The organism is Lacticaseibacillus camelliae DSM 22697 = JCM 13995, assembly GCF_001311195.1.
GTDB classification, from domain to species: Bacteria; Bacillota; Bacilli; order Lactobacillales; family Lactobacillaceae; genus Lacticaseibacillus; species Lacticaseibacillus camelliae.
Map to the genome: position 1 here is coordinate 1 of NZ_BBAJ01000027.1, position 21939 is coordinate 21939.

General features: G+C 46.5%; 19 protein-coding genes and 2 pseudogenes. 5 read left to right on the forward strand and 16 right to left on the reverse strand.

Annotated features, from left to right (window positions below):
* The 6 genes from JCM13995_RS06545 to JCM13995_RS06570 all read right to left on the reverse strand — a co-directional run.
* Positions 1-907, reverse strand: a 907-nt coding sequence (locus tag JCM13995_RS06545; protein ID WP_054663747.1) for a sugar phosphate isomerase/epimerase family protein, incomplete at its 3' end; no start/stop codon positions are given.
* Positions 908-918: 11 nt separating this feature from the next.
* Complete coding sequence (locus JCM13995_RS06550) at positions 919-1923, reverse strand: ABC transporter permease (RefSeq protein ID WP_054663750.1); 1005 nt, start codon at positions 1921-1923, stop codon at positions 919-921.
* The gene (locus JCM13995_RS06555) at positions 1924-3408 is read right to left on the reverse strand and encodes a sugar ABC transporter ATP-binding protein (protein ID WP_054663753.1); all 1485 of its coding nucleotides are present in this window, start codon (positions 3406-3408) and stop codon (positions 1924-1926) included.
* Between the two features lie 15 nt (positions 3409-3423).
* A complete protein-coding gene (locus tag JCM13995_RS16880) occupies positions 3424-3843 on the reverse strand; it encodes a substrate-binding domain-containing protein (RefSeq protein WP_054663756.1) in 420 nt (139 codons plus the stop codon).
* Positions 3840-4127, reverse strand: a complete 288-nt coding sequence (locus JCM13995_RS17660; RefSeq protein WP_369385646.1) for a substrate-binding domain-containing protein — start codon at positions 4125-4127, stop codon at positions 3840-3842. Before JCM13995_RS17660 ends, JCM13995_RS16880 begins: the two co-directional genes overlap by 4 nt.
* Before the next feature lie 286 nt (positions 4128-4413).
* Positions 4414-5502, reverse strand: coding sequence for a Gfo/Idh/MocA family protein (locus JCM13995_RS06570; RefSeq protein WP_054663762.1), 1089 nt, complete (start codon positions 5500-5502; stop codon positions 4414-4416).
* A 171-nt stretch (positions 5503-5673) separates the two neighbouring features.
* On the opposite strand from JCM13995_RS06570, the gene JCM13995_RS06575 reads away from it, so the two are divergent.
* Together JCM13995_RS06575 and JCM13995_RS17665 are read left to right on the forward strand one after the other, a co-directional pair.
* The gene (locus JCM13995_RS06575) at positions 5674-6540 is read left to right on the forward strand and encodes a LacI family DNA-binding transcriptional regulator (RefSeq protein ID WP_054663765.1); all 867 of its coding nucleotides are present in this window, start codon (positions 5674-5676) and stop codon (positions 6538-6540) included.
* Positions 6507-6674, forward strand: coding sequence for a substrate-binding domain-containing protein (locus JCM13995_RS17665; protein WP_369385647.1), 168 nt, complete (start codon positions 6507-6509; stop codon positions 6672-6674). Before JCM13995_RS06575 ends, JCM13995_RS17665 begins: the two co-directional genes overlap by 34 nt.
* Before the next feature lie 98 nt (positions 6675-6772).
* On the opposite strand, the gene JCM13995_RS06580 is transcribed toward JCM13995_RS17665, so the two are convergent.
* The 6 genes and pseudogenes from JCM13995_RS06580 to JCM13995_RS06605 form a co-directional block, all read right to left on the reverse strand.
* On the reverse strand, positions 6773-7711 hold the full coding sequence (locus JCM13995_RS06580) for a 2-dehydropantoate 2-reductase (protein WP_054663767.1): 939 nt from the start codon (positions 7709-7711) through the stop codon (positions 6773-6775).
* 118 nt (positions 7712-7829) lie between these two features.
* Positions 7830-8204: a Rid family detoxifying hydrolase gene (locus tag JCM13995_RS06585; RefSeq protein ID WP_054663770.1), complete on the reverse strand. Its 375-nt coding sequence runs from the start codon at positions 8202-8204 to the stop codon at positions 7830-7832.
* A 30-nt stretch (positions 8205-8234) separates the two neighbouring features.
* A pseudogene (locus JCM13995_RS06590) lies at positions 8235-9237 on the reverse strand (tagatose 1,6-diphosphate aldolase).
* Between the two features lie 71 nt (positions 9238-9308).
* Positions 9309-10484: an N-acetylglucosamine-6-phosphate deacetylase gene (gene nagA, locus JCM13995_RS06595; RefSeq protein WP_054663773.1), complete on the reverse strand. Its 1176-nt coding sequence runs from the start codon at positions 10482-10484 to the stop codon at positions 9309-9311.
* Between the two features lie 16 nt (positions 10485-10500).
* Positions 10501-11688 (reverse strand): AgaS family sugar isomerase, encoded by a 1188-nt coding sequence (locus tag JCM13995_RS06600; protein ID WP_054663803.1) that lies wholly within the window; start codon positions 11686-11688, stop codon positions 10501-10503.
* Positions 11689-11718: 30 nt separating this feature from the next.
* Positions 11719-12435, reverse strand: a complete 717-nt coding sequence (locus JCM13995_RS06605; protein WP_054663776.1) for a GntR family transcriptional regulator — start codon at positions 12433-12435, stop codon at positions 11719-11721.
* A gap of 696 nt (positions 12436-13131) precedes the next feature.
* On the opposite strand from JCM13995_RS06605, the gene JCM13995_RS06610 reads away from it, so the two are divergent.
* Both JCM13995_RS06610 and JCM13995_RS16890 read left to right on the forward strand, forming a co-directional pair.
* Positions 13132-15279 carry a polysaccharide lyase family 8 super-sandwich domain-containing protein gene (locus tag JCM13995_RS06610; RefSeq protein ID WP_054663779.1) on the forward strand — a complete coding sequence of 716 codons (2148 nt, stop codon included), beginning with the start codon at positions 13132-13134 and terminating at the stop codon, positions 15277-15279.
* Positions 15248-16372, forward strand: a complete 1125-nt coding sequence (locus tag JCM13995_RS16890; RefSeq protein WP_054663782.1) for a polysaccharide lyase family 8 super-sandwich domain-containing protein — start codon at positions 15248-15250, stop codon at positions 16370-16372. The genes JCM13995_RS06610 and JCM13995_RS16890 overlap by 32 nt, the downstream gene beginning before the upstream one ends.
* A gap of 306 nt (positions 16373-16678) precedes the next feature.
* Here JCM13995_RS16890 and JCM13995_RS06620 read toward each other — a convergent pair whose 3' ends face one another.
* The 4 genes from JCM13995_RS06620 to JCM13995_RS06635 all read right to left on the reverse strand — a co-directional run bounded on the left by JCM13995_RS06620 (position 16679) and on the right by JCM13995_RS06635 (position 20462).
* Positions 16679-18139, reverse strand: coding sequence for an ulvan lysase-like protein (locus tag JCM13995_RS06620; protein WP_500778515.1), 1461 nt, complete (start codon positions 18137-18139; stop codon positions 16679-16681).
* Positions 18024-18443, reverse strand: coding sequence for an ulvan lysase-like protein (locus JCM13995_RS06625; RefSeq protein ID WP_054663786.1), 420 nt, complete (start codon positions 18441-18443; stop codon positions 18024-18026). Before JCM13995_RS06625 ends, JCM13995_RS06620 begins: the two co-directional genes overlap by 116 nt.
* Positions 18444-18646: 203 nt before the next feature.
* Positions 18647-19072 carry a PTS sugar transporter subunit IIA domain-containing protein gene (locus tag JCM13995_RS06630; protein ID WP_054663807.1) on the reverse strand — a complete coding sequence of 142 codons (426 nt, stop codon included), beginning with the start codon at positions 19070-19072 and terminating at the stop codon, positions 18647-18649.
* A 643-nt stretch (positions 19073-19715) separates the two neighbouring features.
* Positions 19716-20462 carry a GntR family transcriptional regulator gene (locus tag JCM13995_RS06635; RefSeq protein ID WP_054663787.1) on the reverse strand — a complete coding sequence of 249 codons (747 nt, stop codon included), beginning with the start codon at positions 20460-20462 and terminating at the stop codon, positions 19716-19718.
* A gap of 280 nt (positions 20463-20742) precedes the next feature.
* Between JCM13995_RS06635 and JCM13995_RS06640 the strand changes: the two are divergent.
* Positions 20743-21929, forward strand: a pseudogene (locus JCM13995_RS06640) (glycoside hydrolase family 88 protein).
* Positions 21930-21939: the final 10 nt, after the last annotated feature.

The window sequence follows — 21939 nt, forward strand, 5'->3', positions numbered from 1 at the left end:
CAAAATTTTCCATATAGTGAATGCTGTGCTTAATTGCTTGATCCACTGCCTGATCATTAGCTTCGAAGGACTTGTCCTCGATTTCAATTATGGTATTTCCTTGATAGCCAACATCAGTCAAGGCTGAAACAAACTTTCCCCAATCAATATCTCCGTATCCAGGAATCTTCGGCACCATATACTGAAGTGGAGTTGCCATAGTACCCACATCAGCAAGCTTCTCTGGTAAAAGTTTAATGTCCTTGAAATGGACTAAAAACAGCTTCTCACTAAATTCGTAAATGGGCTTAATGTAATCAAGCATCTGCCAGACAAAGTGTGAAGGATCAAAGTTGAGCCCAAAGTTGTCGTAATCGAGAATTTTGAAAACCTTCCGCCAGTTGTCAGGTGAAGTCATGACATTCTGCCCGCCAGGCCATTCGTCGTTGGTAAAAAGCATTGGGCAGTTTTCGATCCCAATCTTAATGCCCAGATCTCGAGCATAATCAAGGATCGGCGGCCAGACTTTACCAACTAACACCAGATTATCATTGATATTCTTGGTCTGGTCTCGGCCAATAAACGTTGTCACCAGTGGTACTCTCATCATCTTTGCGGCATCGATCACCTTGTACAAATGATCGATAGCAGCGTGTGCTATCTCCTCATTTGCATCCAATGGATTTGGGTAATAGCCCAAAGAAGCAATCTCAATTTCCCTTTCATCAGCATATTGTCTAAGTCGATCTGCTTCTTGCTGATTCAGTGAATCGGCGTCAACGTGTGAAGTTCCTGCATAACGGCGTACACCATTGCCTTTTGGCCAAGATGCGAGCTCAACACTTTGAATGCCACTGGCTGCAGCGTAATCGATTACTTCTTCAAACGTTTTATTCGCCCAAATAGCACTTAACAATCCTAACTTCATCGACTCACCTCCTAGCCTTCATTTTTAGAAACGGACCGTTGAACTAATACTGCCCCGATAATGATCAGGCCTTTGATTGCCCCTACTAAGAAAGATGGTACACCCATCAGGTTCATCAAGTTGTTGATGATGCCAAGGGTCAACGTTCCAAATACGGTACCAAGAATCGTTCCTCGCCCACCTGCCATCGCTGTACCACCAATCACTACAGCAGCAATCGCATCCATTTCGTAGCCACTACTCGATGACGCGGAGTTCATACTGCCAAGACGGGAAGCTTCAATGACAGAGGCAACGGCAACTAACACCCCAGACAAGGCGTAAACCATGATCAGCACGCGATTTACGTTAATGGATGATAGGAAACTTGCGCGCTCGTTACTACCAACTGCGTACACGTGACGCCCAAAGGCTGTGCGTTTTGCCACCAAACTGATAATCAGACAAAGGATAAACCAGTAAATGACAGGCATCGGGAGAATTCCAAATACCTTGGTATTTGAAATTGCCGTAAAAGCATCACTGGAGTTACCTTTTACCAACACCCCTCCGCCGTTGAAATAATATTCAGCGACTGAGCGGTAAATCTGCATGGTGCCAAGGGTGACGATAAACGCCGGTACTCCAAATCGGGAAACCAATCCCCCGGTCACTGCGCCAAACAAGAGCCCGGCCGCCAGAGCAGCCACGATCCCTAAGAATATGTTCTGTGTGGAATTCAAAATTGTCATCGAAATCAAGCCTGTTGCCGCCAATTGAGAGCCAACGGACAGATCAATACCAGCAGTAATGATGATCAGCGTCATGCCTAGTGCAATGATTCCGATGATAGAGTTATTCATCAGAATATTCATGATGTTATTCATGCTTAGGAAGACACGTCCCCTGAGCATTACCGCAACAACAAACAGGATGAGGAAAGCGAAAATCGCACTGTGATTTGCAATCAGTTTTCTCACGTTGACATGTTTTCTTTCGTTTTTACCAGTCACACTCGTCTCCTGAACTTGATTCATTTACTCGCCTCCCAACTTCCCACCAGTTGCTACTAGCATCACATCTTGTTCGTTGATTGCCGCATGCGGCAGCTCTGCTCTGACTTCCCCGTGGAACATAATGTAGACTCGGTCACAGAGTTGTTGAATTTCCGGAATCTCGCTGGAGAGGATCACGAAACTGATCCCCTGCTCAGCTAAGTCCATGATTTGGTTGTAAATTTCAGCCTTGGCGCCAACATCCACCCCTTGAGTCGGATTATCTAAAATCATCACTCTTGGATTCATGTTTAATGCCTTGGCCAGTAATACTTTTTGCTGGTTTCCACCCGATAGTGAACCAATCGCGTCTTTCGGATCTGCCACCTTGATATTGATCTGCTTGATGTAGTGATTGACCGTCTTGCTCATCAACTTATTGTCAATCAAGCCCATCTTGCTAATCTTGTCGAGCATCGGCAAGGTCATGTTCTCAGCGATATCCAAGTCCTTGATGATGCCATTTTCCTTCCGATTTTTGGGAAGATAGGCAATCCCATACCGACGCGTCTCTGAAGTGGTTCTGATCCGCACGGGTTTCCCATCAATCAGCAGCTGACCGGAATCAGGCTTGTCAGCGCCTACTACTGTGCTAAACAACTCACTGCGGCCATCGCCGAGCAACCCAGTGACGCCTACCACTTCGCCTTTTCTGACGCTCATGGTAACGTCATTAAACTCACGATCTTTGGTGTAATGTGCCAACTCAAGAACCTTATCGCCGATTTGACGTGGTCGGTAGATTTCTGAGCTAGACAGTTCCTTTCCGACCATGTGCCGACTGATCTCAGCTTCGGTTAAAGTAGGTGTCACCTCACCCGCTGCCACCACGACGCCGTCTCGCATAATGGTGTAACTATCACATATCTCAAGGACCTCATTCAGCTTATGGGAGATAAAGATAATGCTGACCCCATGCGAACGTAACGTACGCATGATTTCAAAAATCTCGCCGATCTCCACGTCGGTTAGGGAAGTTGTTGGCTCGTCCATAATAATCACTTTCGCATCGCGCATGAGGGAACGTACGATCTCAGTGATTTGCTTGTAAGATGCATTCAAGTCACGGACCATGTCAGTCGGGTTTAACTTGATCCCAACTTGATCAACGAAGCTCTGCGTTTCCCTGATCATTTTTTTCCGATCTAACAAGCCATGAGTCTTTAGCTCTCGACCAAGGTAGAGGTTTTCATACACACAAAGGTCGTTTACTAACGAGAGCTCTTGATGGATAAACGCAATCTGCTTCATCGAGTCAATGGTCGCAGGTGCGCCATTGATCTCAATTTCACCCGAGTCCCTAGTATATAAGCCCGTCAATATATTCATCAACGTTGTCTTACCTGTCCCGTTTTCACCCAACAAGGCATGAATTGAGCCAGGAGCAAGAGAAAAGTTGACGTCTTTGAGGACTCGGTTATGTGCAAACGATTTCTCGATGTGTCTCATTTCGACGACATTGGTCATAGGCTACCACCTAACTTAGTATGGTGACTTCGAGTCAAAGTGCTTGGACACGTTGTCCTTGGTGACGATAGTCGGCGCAATGATGTTGTTCCTCTTAATTTTCTTACCATTCATTGCATCGTTGGCCAGTTTAATACTGTCACCAATCATTGAAGGGCTGTAGGTTGCAGTAAAGCATGTAATATCGGTGCTTTCGTCAATCTTCTTGAAGTATGATTGATCGCCACCGGCGCCGGAGATAATCTTAATATCCTTGCGTCCCGCGTCCTTGATGGCTTGCAGGATACCAATTGACGATTCATCATCGATTGAGAAGATCCCATCAACCTGCTTGTTGGACTGGAGCATATCCGTAGCTGCCTTCAAGCCCTTTTCTTGCGTGAAGTCATCTGCAGTCATTTCAACCAGTTTAATGTTTGGATATTTATCCTTCATGACTTTTTTTTAAAGCCATCGGTCCGCTCTGCGCTAACCGAACCAGAGCTAGGAACGTTAAGGATGGCTACTGTACCCTTACCATCCAACTCATCACCTATCTTTTCAGCTGACTTCTCGCCAATTTGTGGGTTAGACCCAGCCACGTAAGCAGTGTAATCTGCGTCAACCTTGCGATCGAAGACTACCAACGGAATTTTTTTCGTTAACAATCTTCTTGGCCGCGACTGACACTTCGTCTGTCTGCGGCTGTAGCACGATGGCGCCGACGCCTGAGAAATCATGTCATCGATTTGTGAAGCTTGTTCGTTAACACTGGATGAGGTCACAATCTTATAATTCTTCAAGCCAAGTTTTTTTCACTTCTTGATTGGCGTAGTAGTTAACGCCGGCCTGCCAGCCATGATCAGAACTTGGAATAATTACCGCGAGCGTTTTATCTGCCCCTCCGGTAGTCTTGTCTGAGTCTGAGGACGAGTTACTACTGCACCCTGCTAATCCTAATGTTGCGGCAAACAAGGTGGCGCCGACAATCTTGAGCAGTGTTCCTTTTTTTCATCAAAATCACTCCTAATCTATATTGACCTTACGGCGTTCCTGATCGCTTACAAGTGACGCATCAACCAATTTCATGAGGTGGTCTGCATCTGCAAAATTAACGTAATTGTGATTTTCGCTACCCGCCACATCGTCATAAAATTCTTTGATTCCTGCAGTAAAGGCGTCCTTCCAACCTACTGCATGACCATTGGGCAACTCTGCCAGTTCGGCAGCGTGCCCATGAAGATACTGCTTTGCCGCGTAGATGTCTTCATTACCACAATCTCGATTACCAATCCAGAGGTGATCTGGACGTTCTTGAAACCATTCCAAGGCTTGCTTGGTTCCTTCAACTAAGACATGGAGATCGTTCTTCTTCCCCGCTGTAACTTGCGAAATGCGAATCAGGCCCTTCAGTCCACCTTCGAATTCAGCCAAGATAATTGCTGCATCTTCGTTGGAAACTGGCACTAACGACCCATCCTTGATTCTCTGCGGATACTCAATCAACCGCAGAACCTCTAATGAAGTGATCTTCCGCCCAAGGACAAACTCAATCGTATCGAAACAATGGGAGCCAATATCTGCGATTGCTCGTGTTGGCCCACCAATCTTAGAATCAACACGCCAGTCATAATCGGTTTGTTTCAACAGCCAGTCCTGAAGGTACTCAACGTTAACAAACCAAACTTTACCTATAGTCTGTTGCTTCACTCGTTCCTTCATTTCCTCAACCATCAGATTATGTCGATAGTTGAAGTTGACACCACCCTTAAGTCCAGCCTTCGCCAGCAGGTCTTTCAACTCTGATGATTCTTGCGCATTTGACGTAAAGGGCTTTTCACAATAAACATTTATTCCCGCCTTGATCAGTTGCTTGTTGATTTCGAAGTGAAAGCCACTAGGTGTACAGTTGTGCACAATTTCGAGTGTTGGTTCTTGTTTAATCATCTGTTCAACTTCTGTGTAGTAGTGAGGAATGTTAAGCGACCTGCTAACCTGTTTTGCCAGTTCTGCATTCGGCTCACACACCGCCACTAAATTTGCGCCCGGAATTCGTCGTATCGCTTCAATGTGCTGTTTACCAATAAATCCAGTCCCAACGACAGCTACATCCACATATCATTCCCCCTTATAATCAGGATAAACGTCAGCTACTGTAATCGTTTACATTTTTAATCATATTTCATTGGCTCAGTTTTCGTCAATGAAACCTTTACATTATTTTGTGTAAAATTTACAACGCTGGGTGTACGATTACTCATAGCAACTATAGGAGGGTGTGGTTCGATGCCAAAGAAAAAGAAACAAGTCACAATCACCGACTTAGCGGCGCGCACTGGCTATTCAATCGCAACAGTATCGAGGGCACTTAATCATAAAGGCAGCGTTGGCGAAATAGCTCGGGAAAGGATTGATCAAGCCGTACATGAACTCGGTTATCGGCTCAATCACGATACCCGGCCCTCAGTGAGCACCACCATCGGGGTCTTAATTCCAAATCTCGCGAATCCATTCAATTCCACAGTTCTAGATGGCATTAGTAAATCCGCAGAAGCGCACAAGCTAAGCGTTGTGCTCATCATCGCCTCGGAGAATCAGACCAGTGCTGATTATTATTTTGATTTGCTCAAAGACATGAATCTACGCGGCCTCATTGCCCTTTCAGCGTTTCCAGATAACATTACCGCTCGAAAGGTGAACCAGGAGCTACCAGTTGTCATGTGTTCTGAATATCTTGAGCAAACCGACATCTCTTACGTCGGCATTGATGACCGGAGAGCAGCCTACCAAGCCACTAAATATCTCCTTAGTATTGGCAGAACCAAACTAGCGATGGTGAACTCGACTCCGAATCACAAGTACGCCCGTGAACGTGAGGCTGGATACAAGCAAGCTATTAGAGATGCTAATCTCCAGTGCGATGAGCACAGCATACTCCATGTTCACGACATCAACTTTTCTCTAGCACTTTCGAAAATCACAAACCTACTTGAAGTGAAGAAAGATATAGATGGCGTTTTCAACTGTTCCGATGTCTTTGCCTTTGCAACATTAGAAGCCGCGAAAAGAGTCGGCAAAAAAAAGTTCCTAAAGACCTGTCGGTTATTGGTTTCGACAACATCTTCTTATCGACTGTGGTCTCCCCATCCCTAACCACCGTTAAGCAACCCTCCTACGAGATCGGTTACGAAGCCTGCGAAATTCTAGTGGAAAAAATGACACGAAAGAACGCACCAGATCGTCATGAGGTACTGGATACCTCACTGCTACTTCGAGACAGTACCTGATAGCCGAATTCTGATCAAATTCGCACGCTGCTTATCTTTACCCCAACACAAAAAGGACACCATCACTGGTGTCCATACTTTTCTTGCTCCGTCTAAATCTATTTAGCCCCGACCAACTGCTCCTTGGCATGCACCAGCTGCGTCAAAAGCGTGCAGTAAGGGGTAGCGATGCCATACTTCTTGCCCTTGCGCGCGACAGCGCCATCGATGAAGTCGACTTCGGTCACGCGATGATGCTGGACAAGGTCCTGGTGCATGGATGGGTAATGGTCCGCGATGTCGGCGGTGAAGGTCGCCGCGACGTGATCGTAAACCTCGGCCGTATCAAGGTCGACGCCTTCGTGCTTGGCCACCGCCGCAAACTCGTCAATGATCGTGTGCAGCAACTCAGGCGCCTCGCGCGTCTTGCCAAGCTCGCCAATGTTGCAATCCAGTAGTGCGCACAGCACGTTCAGTGTGCCGTTGACGCAGGCCTTGCGCCAAATCGAGTACTTGACGTTGTCGCTGTACTTCGGGTTCAGGCCAGCGCCTTTGAACACGTCAACCACCTGGAGCGCGAAGTCCTTGCCAGCAGGCTCGAAGTTCTGGAGCTCAACTTCGCCGTCGCCGACCAGCTCCACGTGGCCCGGACCGGTCATGCCGGCGGTCCACATCGTGATGCCAAGAATCAGATGATCCTTGGCAACGAACTTTTCCAGCACGTCCTCGTGACCGATACCGTTCAGCAGGCACAGCACGTAGGTGTCCGGGTGGATCAGCGCCTGGACCTGCTCAAACATGCTTTCAAGTTGATTCGACTTCAGGAAGACGACGATCAGGTCAGCCTTAATGCCACTTTTATCGATTTCTGCCGGCGTGTAAACCGGCATTTTTTCAGCAATTTGCTTACCGTTAAAATTGGCCTGAATGCCGTCCTTGCGAATCGCGTCGACATTGGCCTGCCAGCCGTCCACCAGCGTGATGTCATTTCCCGCCTGGTGCAACATGATGGCGAAGCGGCTACCCATGCCGCCAACGCCGAGTACTGTGATCTTCATATCAACATCTTCTTTCGTTGCCAATTCTACACCGATAAGGGGGCCAGCTTCAAAACTCAGAGCCTTCCCAACAAAAAAGAGGTACCCCCCAAAAAGCGAGTTCCCCCCTCCGAAAGGACTAGTCCGCAACCAATTCAACTTCCACCAATGCGTTGGCCGGTAAGGCTTTTACTGCATAAGTGGAGCGGACAGGCCTACTAACAGCATACTGCTCATAAATCTCGTTAAAGGTGGCAAAAGCACTCATGTCGGTCAACAAACAGGTGGTTTTGACCACATCATCAAACGACTTCCCAGCCGCCGTCAAAATTGCGTCCAGATTGCTCATGACTTGCTCAGTTTGTGCCTTAATATCATCCCCTGCTAACCGACCAGTGACAGGGTCCAAACCAATCTGTCCAGAGATGTACAGCGTACCGTCAACCAACTTAGCCTGTGAATACGGGCCGATTGGTTCCGGGGCTTTTGCCGTGTATATAGTTGTAACCGCCATTGACTTCCCTCCCGCGTTATCTTTGAACAATCAGTCAACAACTTTGACCTTATTGCTCCAAGGAGTCGCCGTTTCAGCAAGGACTTTATTGAGTCGTTCAATATTAGCCTTGCCTTCTGTTTGAAGCCATTGTCTGCCAGCCTCTTCACCTTCCGCAGCAAATGGCTTCACACCTAGTTTCCACGTCGCCCGACCGCACAATACACCGTTAAAATTAGAGCCTGAATCCTTCGCAAAGTGAAGCTCCTTAAGGAACATCTCGTTTGTCACGCCCGCGCTTAAGAAGATAAACGGCAGGTTGGTTGCTTCAGCCTGTTCCTTGTAGTAATTAGCTGCCTCTTGTGCTGTATAAACTGGTTCATCGCCATCTGTGAAGCCTTCCACAAATTTCTGATTGACTGGGACTTCTAGCTTAAGTACTGAAACGTTATAACGTGGTTTGCTGAACTCACGAGTCAGTTCGATCACCTTGTGAGGTTTGACCTTCGCATAAGCTGCATCAGTTACTGAGTCCATATTGGCATCATAAGACACAAGTTCCAAGAAAAATGGTAAGTTGTTAGCTTTGCTTTCGGCACCTACGCGCTCTACAAACGCCTTCTTACGATCGTTGATTTTATCTCCTTCATCAGCATCGTAATATAAGAGGAACTTAACCGCATCTGCACCCTCCTCGCCAATTCGCAGTGCGCTCTGATTATCAATCAAATCTGGGAAACGGCCCGGTTCTGTGGCATCATACCCAGTTTTTTTCATATGAGAGCAAAAGACCAGATTTACTATCACGTTTCTTTGCTGCGGGCAGACCGTACTCAGGGTCAAGCAGAATAGAGCTCGCGTACTTCGTTAGTTCTTCAGAGATAGCCTTCTTAAAATCAATGATGACTTCTTCGCTTTCACCTTCACCTGAAGCGGAGGCAATCATTTTTTTCAGTGATCCGCGCTGATCGAGTGCGAGTGCAGAGATAACATTGTCATCATTCGAGAGTTGTTTCAAGTGGTTGAACTGGGTAGTAGTTAATTCAGCAGGCATTGTTGTTTCCTCCTAATGACGTTCCTAGGTTGCGATATTGTTGTCAAAAGCTCATAGTCCGATGTTAATAGTTACTTGCTTTCATCTTGGGTACCAGCTCGATAGGCCAGCTGACCATCTAAATACGTAGCGTGCAAACCCAATTTGGCGTCTAACACAAGATAGTCCGCGGGCCGGCCTGGCAAAATACTTCCGCATTGCTGTTCAATATGGCAAGATGTTGCAGGTGTAACCGTTGCCATTTTCACGGCCTCTTCAGGCGTAGCTGCGCCCCAAGCCAGCAGATTGATCAGTGCATCTTTAAGCTGCAGCACTGATCCCGCCAAACTATTTCCTTCTTTCAGCCGGGCCATTCCGTCTTTGACATAGACCGGCAGTTCGCCAAGCTTATAGTCGCCGTCTGGCATCATCCCTGCTCGCATACAATCCGTGATAAGCGCAACGTGTTCCGGTCCGACTAACCGAACCAAGGTTGTTGCCACCTCTGGACGGACATGATGACCGTCACAAATTAGTTCATCAGTGACACCCTGCAGATACATAGCCGCTCCGACCATGCCAGGCGCACGATGACTAAGGGGACTCATCCCATTGAAGGTGTGCGTAAACATACTGGCTCCCGCATTAACACACGCCTTCGCCTGTTCAAAGGTGGCATCGCTATGCCCTAGCGCCACAACGGTCCCTTTAGAGACTACCTGACGAGTAAAAGCCACTGAGTCTTCGCGCTCGGGAGCGATGGCAATTTTTTTGATCAAACCATTAGCAGCAGACTGCCATTCCGAGAATTCTGCCAAGCTCGGATTCTTAAAGTACTTGGGGTTCTGCGCCCCTTTGTGCTTAGTCGTAAAGTAAGGCCCTTCAAAGTAAATACCCTGGATTTTTGCGCCGCTTTCTTCACCTGCATGTTGTGCGATTGTGGCACAGACTTCTTTGAGTTGAGAAAATGACCCCGTCAAAGTCGTTGGCAGCCAGCTCGTCACCCCAGCTTTAACCAAGTTGCGGCTCATAGCGTCAATACCCGCCCAATCATTATCCATGACGTCGTGGCCTAACAGCCCGTGGATATGCGTATCCACCAGTCCAGGGGTCACCCACATATCCGGGTATTCAATAATATCGCCGTCCGGGCGTATGGTTTCGGGAAAATACTCACCAAATTTGCCGTCAGATGTGATTTGTAGATAGCCGCCAGACTCTGTCACGTGGGGCATAAAGAACTTTGCAGCATGAATATATTTAGTCATGTCCTCCACCCATCTCCTAGATCTCTTTCGTATCTGGATAGTCGTGAAGGGTGACACCTTTCACCACGCGATTAACAGTCCCAGTGGGAGAAGGTGTGTCAGGGCGATTACCCACTTTGACAGAAGCAAGCAAGGCCAGCGTCTGCGCGAACATGATGTCCGGAAGTGCCTGATACGCATCGGGGAGCGCAGAAATACTCTCACCAAAATTGAATTCAGAACCTGAGAAGTTATTGGTCTGGCGAGCCCCAATCGCCATGATCGTAGGCGCTATCTTGTCGTTCTTAACCTCTTCCAACAGATCAATGTCGTATCGACGAGAGTAGCTATCGTTACTTACAAAATCAAACACGAGGGTCTTATCATTCACAAAGCTCTTAGGGCCATGGCGAAAACCCATCGAAGTATCAAACATTGTCGAGAATCGACCAGCAGTTAACTCAAGAACTTTGAGTTGCGCTTCGCGAGCCAACCGACCCAGAGCTCCAGTACCGAGATACACGATTCGTTCGAAGTCTTGATTAACAATGGATTGTACTTCTTGTTCTCGCTCAATCACCTCTTTCCCCATAGAGGCCATTTCACCAACCCATGCGCGCTTCGACTCAATGCTTGACGTATCAAAGACCAGCAGCGCTGTCAGTAACATGCATGTAAAACTACCGGTCATTGCGAAACCTTTATCGTTGGAACGACCGGGCTGCAACAATAGCAAGGTCCCCGAAGTGTTCGCAGAGTTTAAAGCTAGCTTACCTTCAGGTGCACAAGTGATACTGATTTGATGAAGATTCGTGATGATTTGCTCAGCCAGACTCACCGTCTTAAGACTCTCAGGCGAATTCCCGCTTCGAGCAAACGAAACAAGTAATGTTGGCGTATCAGCCTTTAAGAACTCGGCGGGATCGGACACAATATCGGTAGAACCCACTGATTCAAAATCGAAGCGATCTCGGTCCCCGTGCGCCTGTAAATAAGGTGTCACAGTATCGCCAACATACTGAGAGCTGCCAGCACCCGTGAAAACGACACGCACCTTTTGGCCGGCCGCCTGATGAGTAACCTTGGCCAGGAAATCAGTAATCACGGCCTGACGCGTCTCATAGTTATCAAAAGCTTCCTGCCAAAGATCGGGCTGTTGCTTTATCTCACGGGTGGTGATTTCCGCCCCCAAATTTGTCAGTGCTTCAGTCGATTGTTCAAACACTTTTTCCATCCTCCTTTGTGATACTGCACGTTAGTGATTTGCGTGATGAACTTGATAAATAAAACGATCCGCACGAGCCACGCTCTTTGTGTATTCAATAATTCTGTCAGAATCTGTGAACGTTGTCCGCCGAATCTTCAGGCAGGCCGATCCCGTTGCAACGTTTAGTGCTTTAGCGTATTCATCGCCCATTAAATCTGCAAAGAACGTTTCATCGACAGTGGCGATATGAATGCCATAATGTTTGTCCAGCAAATCGTAAAGAGGCGTGGTGCCCAATAACTTCTTGCTAAAGCCTGGCAACAGGTCCGCCGGCAAATAAGTCCGCTCAAACATCATGGGTTCATCATTGGCGATTCTCAACCGAACCAGGACAAACACTGGTGCCCCCGGATCAAGACGCAAGTGTTTCGCGATTTTTTCGGGGACCGCAATCTGCTTTAGCTCCTCAATCCTGCTCTTAGGATTTAGATTCATCGCACCCATCTGCTTAGTGAAGCTAATCGAGCTGGCTACATCGGTTCTGCCGCTCATCCGATCGGCTACAAAGGTGCCTTTACCCGGGCTACGATAAATATCCCCACGTAAGAAAAGCTGATTTAACGCAATACGGACCGTATTTCTGCTAACTTGATACTGCTTGCTCAACGCCCGCTCCGAAGGAATTTTATCGTTTGGCCTCAATTCTTTCGTAATGTATTCTTCAAGCTTTTTCACTAAATCCGCTGATAATGAAATGAGTCTCATCCCCTCTTACACAATGTCCTGGTGGCTAGACTGACGTGGTACCAACCACCGTGGTACCAACCACAGTAATACACTAGAAAGGCGCGTTTGTCAAAGGGATACTTAGTAAAAATCGCCAAGAGAATCAGATCTGTAGATGCCTCGGGCAAGGTGACCTAATGTCGCAAGATTTATATGGAAAGCGCAAATAACATATCCATCGAAAGGAAAAGTAGCACAGTGTTTCAACAGCAGCTTGAACTTCAAAGGAACCAGGGAATATCAGCTTTGCCACTAGGGTTAGTCTCTTCGATTGCATAATATCGTTTCTTGTAAGATAAGCTAGGGTTAACGTTATAACTAACGACGAACACGCAATGCTCCCAAAAAACGAGAAATAACCCAGCCTATTCATTTAGTAAATCTATTGATGTGTCACTACATAAAAGAGTTTAAGGTTAACTCAATTGCACTTAACCTCCCGCCTAAATTTGTATAAATAAAAGCGTTTACAACACTTATCAATCGTAGTATCCTTTGCCCTGGAATTAGACAACACGTTAACCCTATGTTCCAGGGTTAATAAAGGAGATGATACCCCCCCGCCCATTACCACATCTTCAAAGCCCCAGCAAACATTTGAAGCAGTTATTGCTAACCAGAAGTAGGATTCGATGCTGTTTGCATGATATTCGTCAAACTAAGGAGGAATGAAAAATGAACGGTGTGTCAAAAACTCACTTTAAACTTTTTAAGGCTGGAAAGCTCTGGCTCGTAGCTGGTATCACCACTGCGGGTGCTGCAATCACCCTGGGTACTGGCCCATATTCAATTGTCCACGCCGATGCCTCTGCAGAGACTATCACAGGAGTAGTAGAAACGTCTGGTCAATCTACCGCCAGCGGATTAACCAACTCGACTAATCCTACTGTTGAGACTGCAACATCAACCAACGTCTTATCAGATCAAGGCCCTGAGGACGAGAGTACGAAAGCTAGCTCAGCCGATCCGTCGTCGAGCAGTGCCGATAAACCGATTATTCAATCACAAAATGCTAAGACCAACAACGATGCCACACAAACCACAGCAACTGAAGCAACCGTTCCTTCCAGTCTTGATGAAACTGACACGCAAACGCCAGCTGCCAAAACAGAAGAATCTCCCAACGCATTATCAACCACTTCAGTGGCTGCGGAGCCAAAACCAACTGTGTCATCGACAGAAGAATCAGCAATCAGCTCAGAAGAAATGAGCAAGATTAAGCACAATCAAATTGAATATCTGATTGGCAACGAGACAATCAACAATGATCCCGTAAACAAAGCCAAAATGGAAAGTATCGCCAAGAAAGGGAAAGCAAATATCCCTGATTTTGATCATGCTGGTAATGCTGTATACGAAAAACTTGTCCTAGATAACAGCAAAGGAACGGATAAAACCGTTGCAGACCTTTCGGCCAATCTTGGAAGTACGTACACCAACTTGTATAGTGTCGCATTAGCGTATGCAACACCAAGTAAATACAATACTATGTACAAAAACCAAGAAGCCAAAAATGCATTGATTGATGCGTTAAAGTGGCTGCAGGACAAATATCTAAAAGATACGGATAAAGGCTACTATGGCAACTGGTACCAGTGGGAGATTGGCGTGCCAAAGAGCTTGTCTCCAATGTTGCTACTACTACACGATGACCTAGGCGACGACTTTGTTAATGAATCCATTAAAACTATGGATGCCTATTTAAGGGGTGACGAAAAACCTGGTTCACCTAAGATTGGGGACGTGAACTTAGATGCTCGGCAGCATACCGGTGCCAACTTGGCAGACATCACCTTAGACAGAATCTGTCAGGGTGTGGCCAGTAATGATGCGCCAAGGGTTAAAAAGGCAATCTCTGACTTTATGACTTGCTTAGCTGTTATTAATCCCGACAACATCCAACACGGGGTCACAGACGGTTTCTATGAAGACGGATCATTTATTCAGCATTCCACTGTCCCTTATACGGGGAGCTACGGCATCGTGCTTTTGGGCCGAACTGCTCAGCTGACTACATTACTGCACGGGACTTCTCTAGAGAGCGGTGAATTGTTGGCAACCGTTAACAATTGGATATATAACAGTTTCTCTCCCCTGATGTACGAAGGCTATATGATGGAAATCGTCAAGGGTCGAGGGGTCTCACGCACTGGTTCTGGATATACTGACAGTGCAGGCATCATTGAGGCACTTGTCCAACTTTCGACTTCTATGAGCGGTCAAACTCAGCAGAAGCTTCAAAGCTACATCAAATATCTTGGTAGCATTAAACAATTAAAAGTTGACAGTAGCAAATTTGCTTCGGCAAACAACACCGTCGTTTATAACCAGATACTGAATGACAACACCATTTCGAGCGAGAACCCGGTAACGGACAACCAGTATTTTGCTTTTAACCTGATGGATAAATCGGTGCTTATTCGCCCGGGATATGCCTTCGCTATCTCCAGAAGCTCCGACCGCATTTCTAAATATGAATACATGTCGGGTGAAAACCTCAAGCCTTGGTATCAAGGTGATGGCGCCTATTATTTGTATCAGGATGGCGTGGACCAAACAAAAGCCTTTGGTATCGATTACCAGGCAACGGTTGATCCAAACAAACTACCCGGGGTCACCACGGTGAATGAAGAACGAAAGACCATTCCTGAGCTTTATGGCGGAAACTTCTATTCGCATGAGCCGGAATTTGAGTCTGGATCCGTCGCACAAAATACGTATGTTTATTTCCCACTGGGCACCAATGATTTTTCTGGCAGTGCCGCATTAAAAAAATTATGGTGTTGCGGGTATGCAGCTTGGAGACGAGCAGTCCTATGCTGATAAAGATAAACTGCCATCGGATTTTGTAGTATTCAAAAACGCAGAAGCGAATAAAGCGTGGTTCATGTTTGACGGCGAAATTGTCGTCCTCGGTTCAAACATCCATGATATCAATGGGCGAGATATGACCACCACAATTGACAATAAAATGTTTGATTCCACTGAAAGCGTCTCTGTAAAATCGAACCTTGAAAACAAGGATAACAATTCAGCGTTGAGATGGCTAACAATCGAGGACAACGACAACGCCAAACGAAACGTGGGCTATGTGTTCTTTGACAACAATAAAGTGAATATTTTACAAGAAAGTCGCACTGGTAAGTACTCAGACGTCCGGAACGTGACGACAGGTGCCGCTGATAAGACTGTCACTAAAGATTACGTCACCTTAACTTACCAACATGCAGGCAACGCAAATAGTAGTTATGCATATAGTATCGTTCCAAATAAAGATGCTACTCAGTTAGCTCAATATATGTCTGAGGACGCTGTGACTATTTTGAAGAATACCAGCGATGTTGCTGCTGTTCGACAAAACAAACTTGGCATAGAAGGTTATGTATTTTTCACTGACAAAGGCAAAGTCAATGACATCAAGACAAGCAGTCAAATGATCATGATGAGAAGCGGCAATAGCTTCTCTATTCAGGACCCAACGAACAAGCAAGACACTGTCTCCTTCGTAATTAATGGTAGATTCAGCATTGCAGAAGGAGATGCAACGGCCACAATTCAAGGAAGTAAGACTATTGTGACCGTGAATACCAAGGGCAAGCATGGCGTTTCACAGTATGTTACCCTGAAGGCTGCTCCTAAACAGAGCAACTACATCTCTGGTAGTACCGTTTCAACTGCTAATTTAAAGGCGCCAAAGAATAACAAAACAAACACTGGCAGAACAGGAGGCATCAATAACACTACAGATAATGTCAGTCCCGTTCCGCTTGCAAACAGCACTGCAGATCATGCGTCCAAAGACAAGCAAACATTACCTAAAACTGGTGACGACATCGACCAGTCAGGTACAATTCTTGGCTTGGCACTGACATCAATAATCGTTTTACTCGGTTTTGGTAAGCGTAAGGAGGACTGACATTTCAAATAGTAAGCCATAGCCTATATCCTAAATATGTCTCTAGAGAATCTCCTTGAATGACAAAAGCCCAGATCCGAAGAAGTGGGCTTTCGTCAAGAGCCAGAAAAACCTAATGATGTTATCCGAGAGTACCCAGGTCACAACCGGCCTGGGTACCCTTTTGTTAACTGATGCACCCTTGACCCTCTTACCAAACAAAACAACTTCATTCCGCAGTTACTGGTCAGTGTGTGAGCCTAGCCTATACCATCTTTCCAGTAAAGTTATGACAAACATTCAACAGCCTAGGCCTAGCGGCATAAATCAGTTCTGGTGCGCCGGTGTGACCTCAAAAGTTAAAGACTCATTGGCATTGCTGGCTAATTCAAAATAGAGGACACACAGTTCAAATCCTGGAGCCAGAGCGAATCCTGGTTTGACACACTTGAGGCTTGCACTTGATGAAATAACGAGTTGTGTTTCACCCTTTGTTATCCGTACACCATTATCTTTTTGTATAAACTGCCAGTTCTCACGTTTACAGATTGGCAGAATCAATGTAATAGGCTTTGCAACCGAAGTCCGCAGCCTCCAGGTGATTCGATTGTCTAATAACTCGTATCTAATCTGCCCCCGGGCCCCGGGCAATCGCTCAAAGTGTTTATTAGCAAAGTTAAAGTAAACCGCTGCTCCAGTCTTATCCGTCACCATCTGAGCCATCAAGTCATAAACATTAGAGTAATCCTGACCCTTCTCATGATAGCTCCAGCGCCAAGCGCTCGAAACTAGCGATTCCTTTCGGCGACTAAGCTGTGTATTTAACGGCTCACGACTAGTAGTATCTGTTATCCCGCTAGCAAGTATCGGGCCGTACGCGCGGTGCCAGAGCATCCCCATTACGCCACCAACACTGTGTCCCCCTTCAAAATGCGCATAGTCCGTTGCCGTGATGCTGGCGTATACCAGTGGTGTCCGCCAAACAGACGTGTTCACCGCATCAAAATGCCAATGCCCGAGTAATTGAGTTGCTTTACCCAATCGTCTTTTAGCAGTGGGTTCGTCAATGCATGCCGCAAGAACCTTCGCGTGCGTAAAGAGATGGTGAAGGCACGGCTCCTCACCATGAGCAGCGTAATCTGGACCGCCGTACAAATAGCCATCATGCGTACACCGTTCGAGAAGCGTTAACTGCGCATCAACCGCCGACCCAAAAGCCGCATCACGCTGACTCAGCCGAGTGAACGCGGCTAGAGCACCATCACTTGTACGACTGCCCCAATAGGTCCACTTGAAATTACGCGTGCCAAAACTGTTGTCCATGCCACCATCTGGCAGGAGAAAATGCAGATAAGTTTGACCAACATGCACCAACCTTGCGTACAGCTTCTCATCAGCCATCGTCACAGCATATTCAAGTAAGTTGGGCAGTGTTTCCTCTAAGCTATATCCCACATCAACTGAGTAGCACCCTTTCGCTGTAATGAAATCTCGTGGGTTCCCTTCCCCAAATAGAAAGTTGTCCTTCGTGATATGCTCTTGGCAAAACTCTGCCAGTTCTCGGGCCCGTTCTAGATAACGCGGTTCGTTAAGGAATTGGCCACACATCGCCATCGCGGCAGCACATGCCGCATGGTAATTCGTGTTGGCAGAATCTGATTTGGTGAAATTGTCAAACATCCACCTCGAAATTTCGCGTAAGCGTGTGATCCAAGTATCGTACACTTGCGGCGAGAGGATTTGCCCATGCTCTGTTAAGGCCAGTTCTAACGACTGCGCAAAAAAAATATTGTTGTCTTATTCCAGGTCTGTTGGGCGTCATTGTAATAACTGTGATCATCACAATAAAGATTATTCCCCCAAATAAAAAAAAGCGCTCGGCAGATATACGGTATCGCTCATCACCTGTCAAATCAGCCAGTGTCATCAGTGGATAAATACTATCTATAACACGGCCATGAAAGTGTAAACAGCTCGGGCACAGAGCACCACCATCAAAGCGCGGATTTGGGGATGTAATTTGGTCTGCAATTAAGCGGTCCATCCAAGTTTGTAAGAGCGTGATCTCACGTTTCCGAAGTTGTAACTGCACCTTGGCTACCTCCTACAATTTCATTAGTCCTAGAGTTCCCCGAATCCATTCAGTGAACTACTTTGGGTTAGATACGTACGCCAACCGTGAGGACTAAAAAAATTTCATTCATGGATGTTCTCAGAAAAAAATTCCCTAAAAACTAAAAAGGGTCGTTAATTCTGCCCTATTCGTCGTGCCAACATTAATGAACTGACAGTTGCTTAAATTCCTTCTCCATCTTCGGGATCTTCCTCCGACTCGCCTAAAGAAAGATCGAGTACCTGCGCAGACTGCTTTGTCACGTTGACCAACGTATCAGCATATTCTGACAGCGAATCGTAGTTGCTGAAAATAGTCTCTAATAGCGACGCTAGATTGCAACCTGCAACAACAGCAAGGTCCTGCCTCGAAAGCGACAACTTGGCAGCTTCCTTATAAGGTGTTCCACCAACAAGATCAGTAAAAATTAAAGTCGGGCTGGAAGTTAATGCGGCTTGAAGTTGGTGTCCCAGTTCTTCATCGCTCATGCCCTCAGCAAAATCAATATACTTAAACGAAGTCTGGACACCCGCTAGCAGTTCCACAGCGCCCTTCATTCCTGTTGCAAAGTGCCCGTGTCCGGTGATAATTGTTTGAAATTGTGTCATTTTAATCCCCTTTTCTATACTTTGTGGAATATACATGTTCAAAAATTAAAGACCAAAGATGGGGTAGCGCTCCCCCAATTTCTTTGAATAAGGTATTAAAGCTACCCTGCTCTTGCCACTCTCTAATCCTCCCGTTTGTAGTTTGCCAACGCTTTACCCATGACGCTCCGCATTATCTCGAACGGCCTATAAAAGTCTGCATCTCAACTGAAGCTTCAGTTTGTCTGTTCATCAGCAATGCAGAATCTGTTCATATGGTGAAAAAGGATGCTTATCCGCTTCAACTTTATGTTCGCTGCTCACCGACTATAGCCATGACGTGCAGTATAGTGGTCCCCGGCAGAGAATGTCAACGCTTCCAATTTGTGAGACCACAGAAGGCTAATAATACGCGTATATCAACGCCTTCAGCTGAATCTAATTGCTATTTGAGCCGCAAAACAATTTCTGATATAAAACTGCTCCTGTTTTGCGAATGAGTTAGACAGAAACGCGCTCCTAACCACACATCACCAATATCCGTATCGTCCAATCCTTAACCCAGTCAAATTACTGGGAAGACTGGGTATCCGGCCTTCGTCAACGGTGAAAACAGGTATTACTCAACGTCATCATAAGACAAAAGCCCTGGCGTTCTGACTGCTTAATCAGTCAATATTTCGATGTGGTAGTACGCAGGATGATTGTTTGATACAAGGTAGACCAATACCTGATGAGCCGGACCGTAGAAAGTCTTGGTCAAATGAAAGACAGCCGGCGCATCCGCATAGTTTGCTGTCTGCCCCAACGTGGCAATCTCCTCTTGCAGCATCGGTAGCTGATCAAGGGACTCTACATTAACATGAGTTTGGGTGGGATAGTCCGCTAGGTTGCGATCTAAGCGCATCTCTCGGGACAGGCTACTGCCTGCAGTCAAACGTTCAATTGCTGAGCGATCCAAGTATGTCCCTAATAAGTACCGATCCTGAAATTTCCAGGCGACATCATTAGCGTAGGCAACTTGATGAACGCAGATCAATTGCTGACTTTCTGTAGGATCGCCAAGTAATGTAGAGATATCCGCGTTAGTAATGTTTTGGTTAACCGTTGTGACTGTGTGTTCAACAATCCGCTCACGCTGTCCACTGGCATCCAGCTTGAATGGTGAAAACTCACTGAACCAAGCTTTTTGATGGTTCAAGTTCCGCCGGACGAACGTGCCATCGCCTTGGCGCCGTACCAAATAGCCTTCGCTCACCAACTCATTTAAAGCTCGGACTGCGGTAGTATTGCTTACCCCATACTTCACACGTAGCTCGCCTTCTGAATAGATGCGCATACCAGGCTTGAAAGTCCCGTTCTCAATCGCTTTAACGATTTCTTGCTTAATTAACTGATATTTTGGTTGCATGATTTCGACTCCTATTTGGAAAGTTAGGGTTAACGTTATAACTAACGTCGCACCCCCAATTTACCTCAAATCGTTAAAAAAAGGCCAGTCTTTCAAAGACTAAAAATAAATTTAGTTATTGCCAGTTCAATGCATTTGAGGTTAACTTGCGCACACCAACAATACCAACAGGAAAAAAATTAAAAAAAGCGTTTACAAACGTTAAAAACCGGAGTATCCTTTGACTTGAAATCAGATAACACGTTAACCCTTTATAAAGACGTGTTTGTTGGAGGACGCTATGACACAGATCAATTTGGAACCTTTGCGTGACCCTAAAAATTACTTGAATCAACCCCTGTTAAGTGAGAAAGAGATCGACAGCGCTATCAATGTGGTCATTGACAAAGTAAAGCACAACATTGTGAAACTGGGGGAAACTTTCCCCAGCTCATCGACTAAGAACAGCAGCTATGAGCCTTCCGAGAACGTAGAATGGACGACTGGCTTCTGGACTGGGATTCTGTGGTTAGCGTACGAGGCCACCAATGATGAGCATTTCCGCCGGCTGGCAGAGAAAAACGTTCAGAGCTTCAAATACCGCATCGATCATGAGATTGATGTCGATCATCACGACCTCGGTTTTCTGTATACTCCTTCTTGTGTGAGTGCCTATAAACTCACTGGTAACCCAATTGCGAAAGCCGCAGCGCTTAAAGCTGCAGACAAGCTGATGACCCGATACAATCCAAAAGGTCAATTCATTCAAGCCTGGGGGCCAAAAGGCAGTGCAGAGAACTATCGCCTGATTGTCGATGCTTTGCTCAACATTCCCCTGCTATTTTGGGCGAGTGAGGAAACGGGCAAGCCGGAGTATAAAGAGGTTGCAAGTAAGCATTACGCGACTACGCTGAAATACGCGATTCGGCCCGATGCTTCAGCGTTCCACACTTTCTACTTCGACCCAGCAACGGGCCAACCGCTTGGCGGCAAAACCCGCCAAGGCTACTCTGATGACTCCAGCTGGCTCGTGGTCAGAGCTGGTTGATTTACGGCATCGCTCTAAACTACACCCGCCTCCAAGATGCCGCGGACATCCACACGTTCAAGGCAGTAACTAATTACTTCTTGAACCGACTGCCGGCTGACATGGTGTCTTATTGGGATCTGATTTTTCACGATGGCGATTGGCAGGCTAAAGACTCATCCGCCACAGCCATTGCCGTCTGCGGCATCAAACAAATGGAGGGATTCTTACAGGAAGGAGATGAACTTAAGCCCCTTTACCAGCACGCTGCCTCCTCTATGCTGCGAAGTTTGATTACCAATTACACTGATGAGCAAACTACCGGTATCACAGCCTTGCTCAACCATGGGGTGTACTCATGGCACTCAGGCCGCGGTGTGGATGAAGGCAATCTATGGGGTGACTATTTCTACTTAGAAGCCCTGATTCGTTACAAGAAGCAGTGGCAAATGTACTGGTAAAACGCAATTA

Coding starts and splice junctions, on each gene's coding strand:
- JCM13995_RS06550 (WP_054663750.1), bottom strand. CDS start 1,923: ATGAATCAAGTTCAGGAGACGAGTGTGACTGGTAAAAACGAAAGAAAA.
- JCM13995_RS06555 (WP_054663753.1), bottom strand. CDS start 3,408: ATGACCAATGTCGTCGAAATGAGACACATCGAGAAATCGTTTGCACAT.
- JCM13995_RS16880 (WP_054663756.1), bottom strand. CDS start 3,843: ATGAAGGATAAATATCCAAACATTAAACTGGTTGAAATGACTGCAGAT.
- JCM13995_RS17660 (WP_369385646.1), bottom strand. CDS start 4,127: ATGATTTCTCAGGCGTCGGCGCCATCGTGCTACAGCCGCAGACAGACG.
- JCM13995_RS06575 (WP_054663765.1), top strand. CDS start 5,674: ATGCCAAAGAAAAAGAAACAAGTCACAATCACCGACTTAGCGGCGCGC.
- JCM13995_RS06580 (WP_054663767.1), bottom strand. CDS start 7,711: ATGAAGATCACAGTACTCGGCGTTGGCGGCATGGGTAGCCGCTTCGCC.
- JCM13995_RS06585 (WP_054663770.1), bottom strand. CDS start 8,204: ATGGCGGTTACAACTATATACACGGCAAAAGCCCCGGAACCAATCGGC.
- nagA (WP_054663773.1), bottom strand. CDS start 10,484: ATGACTAAATATATTCATGCTGCAAAGTTCTTTATGCCCCACGTGACA.
- JCM13995_RS06605 (WP_054663776.1), bottom strand. CDS start 12,435: ATGAGACTCATTTCATTATCAGCGGATTTAGTGAAAAAGCTTGAAGAA.
- JCM13995_RS06610 (WP_054663779.1), top strand. CDS start 13,132: ATGAACGGTGTGTCAAAAACTCACTTTAAACTTTTTAAGGCTGGAAAG.
- JCM13995_RS16890 (WP_054663782.1), top strand. CDS start 15,248: ATGCAGCTTGGAGACGAGCAGTCCTATGCTGATAAAGATAAACTGCCA.
- JCM13995_RS06630 (WP_054663807.1), bottom strand. CDS start 19,072: ATGACACAATTTCAAACAATTATCACCGGACACGGGCACTTTGCAACA.
- JCM13995_RS06635 (WP_054663787.1), bottom strand. CDS start 20,462: ATGCAACCAAAATATCAGTTAATTAAGCAAGAAATCGTTAAAGCGATT.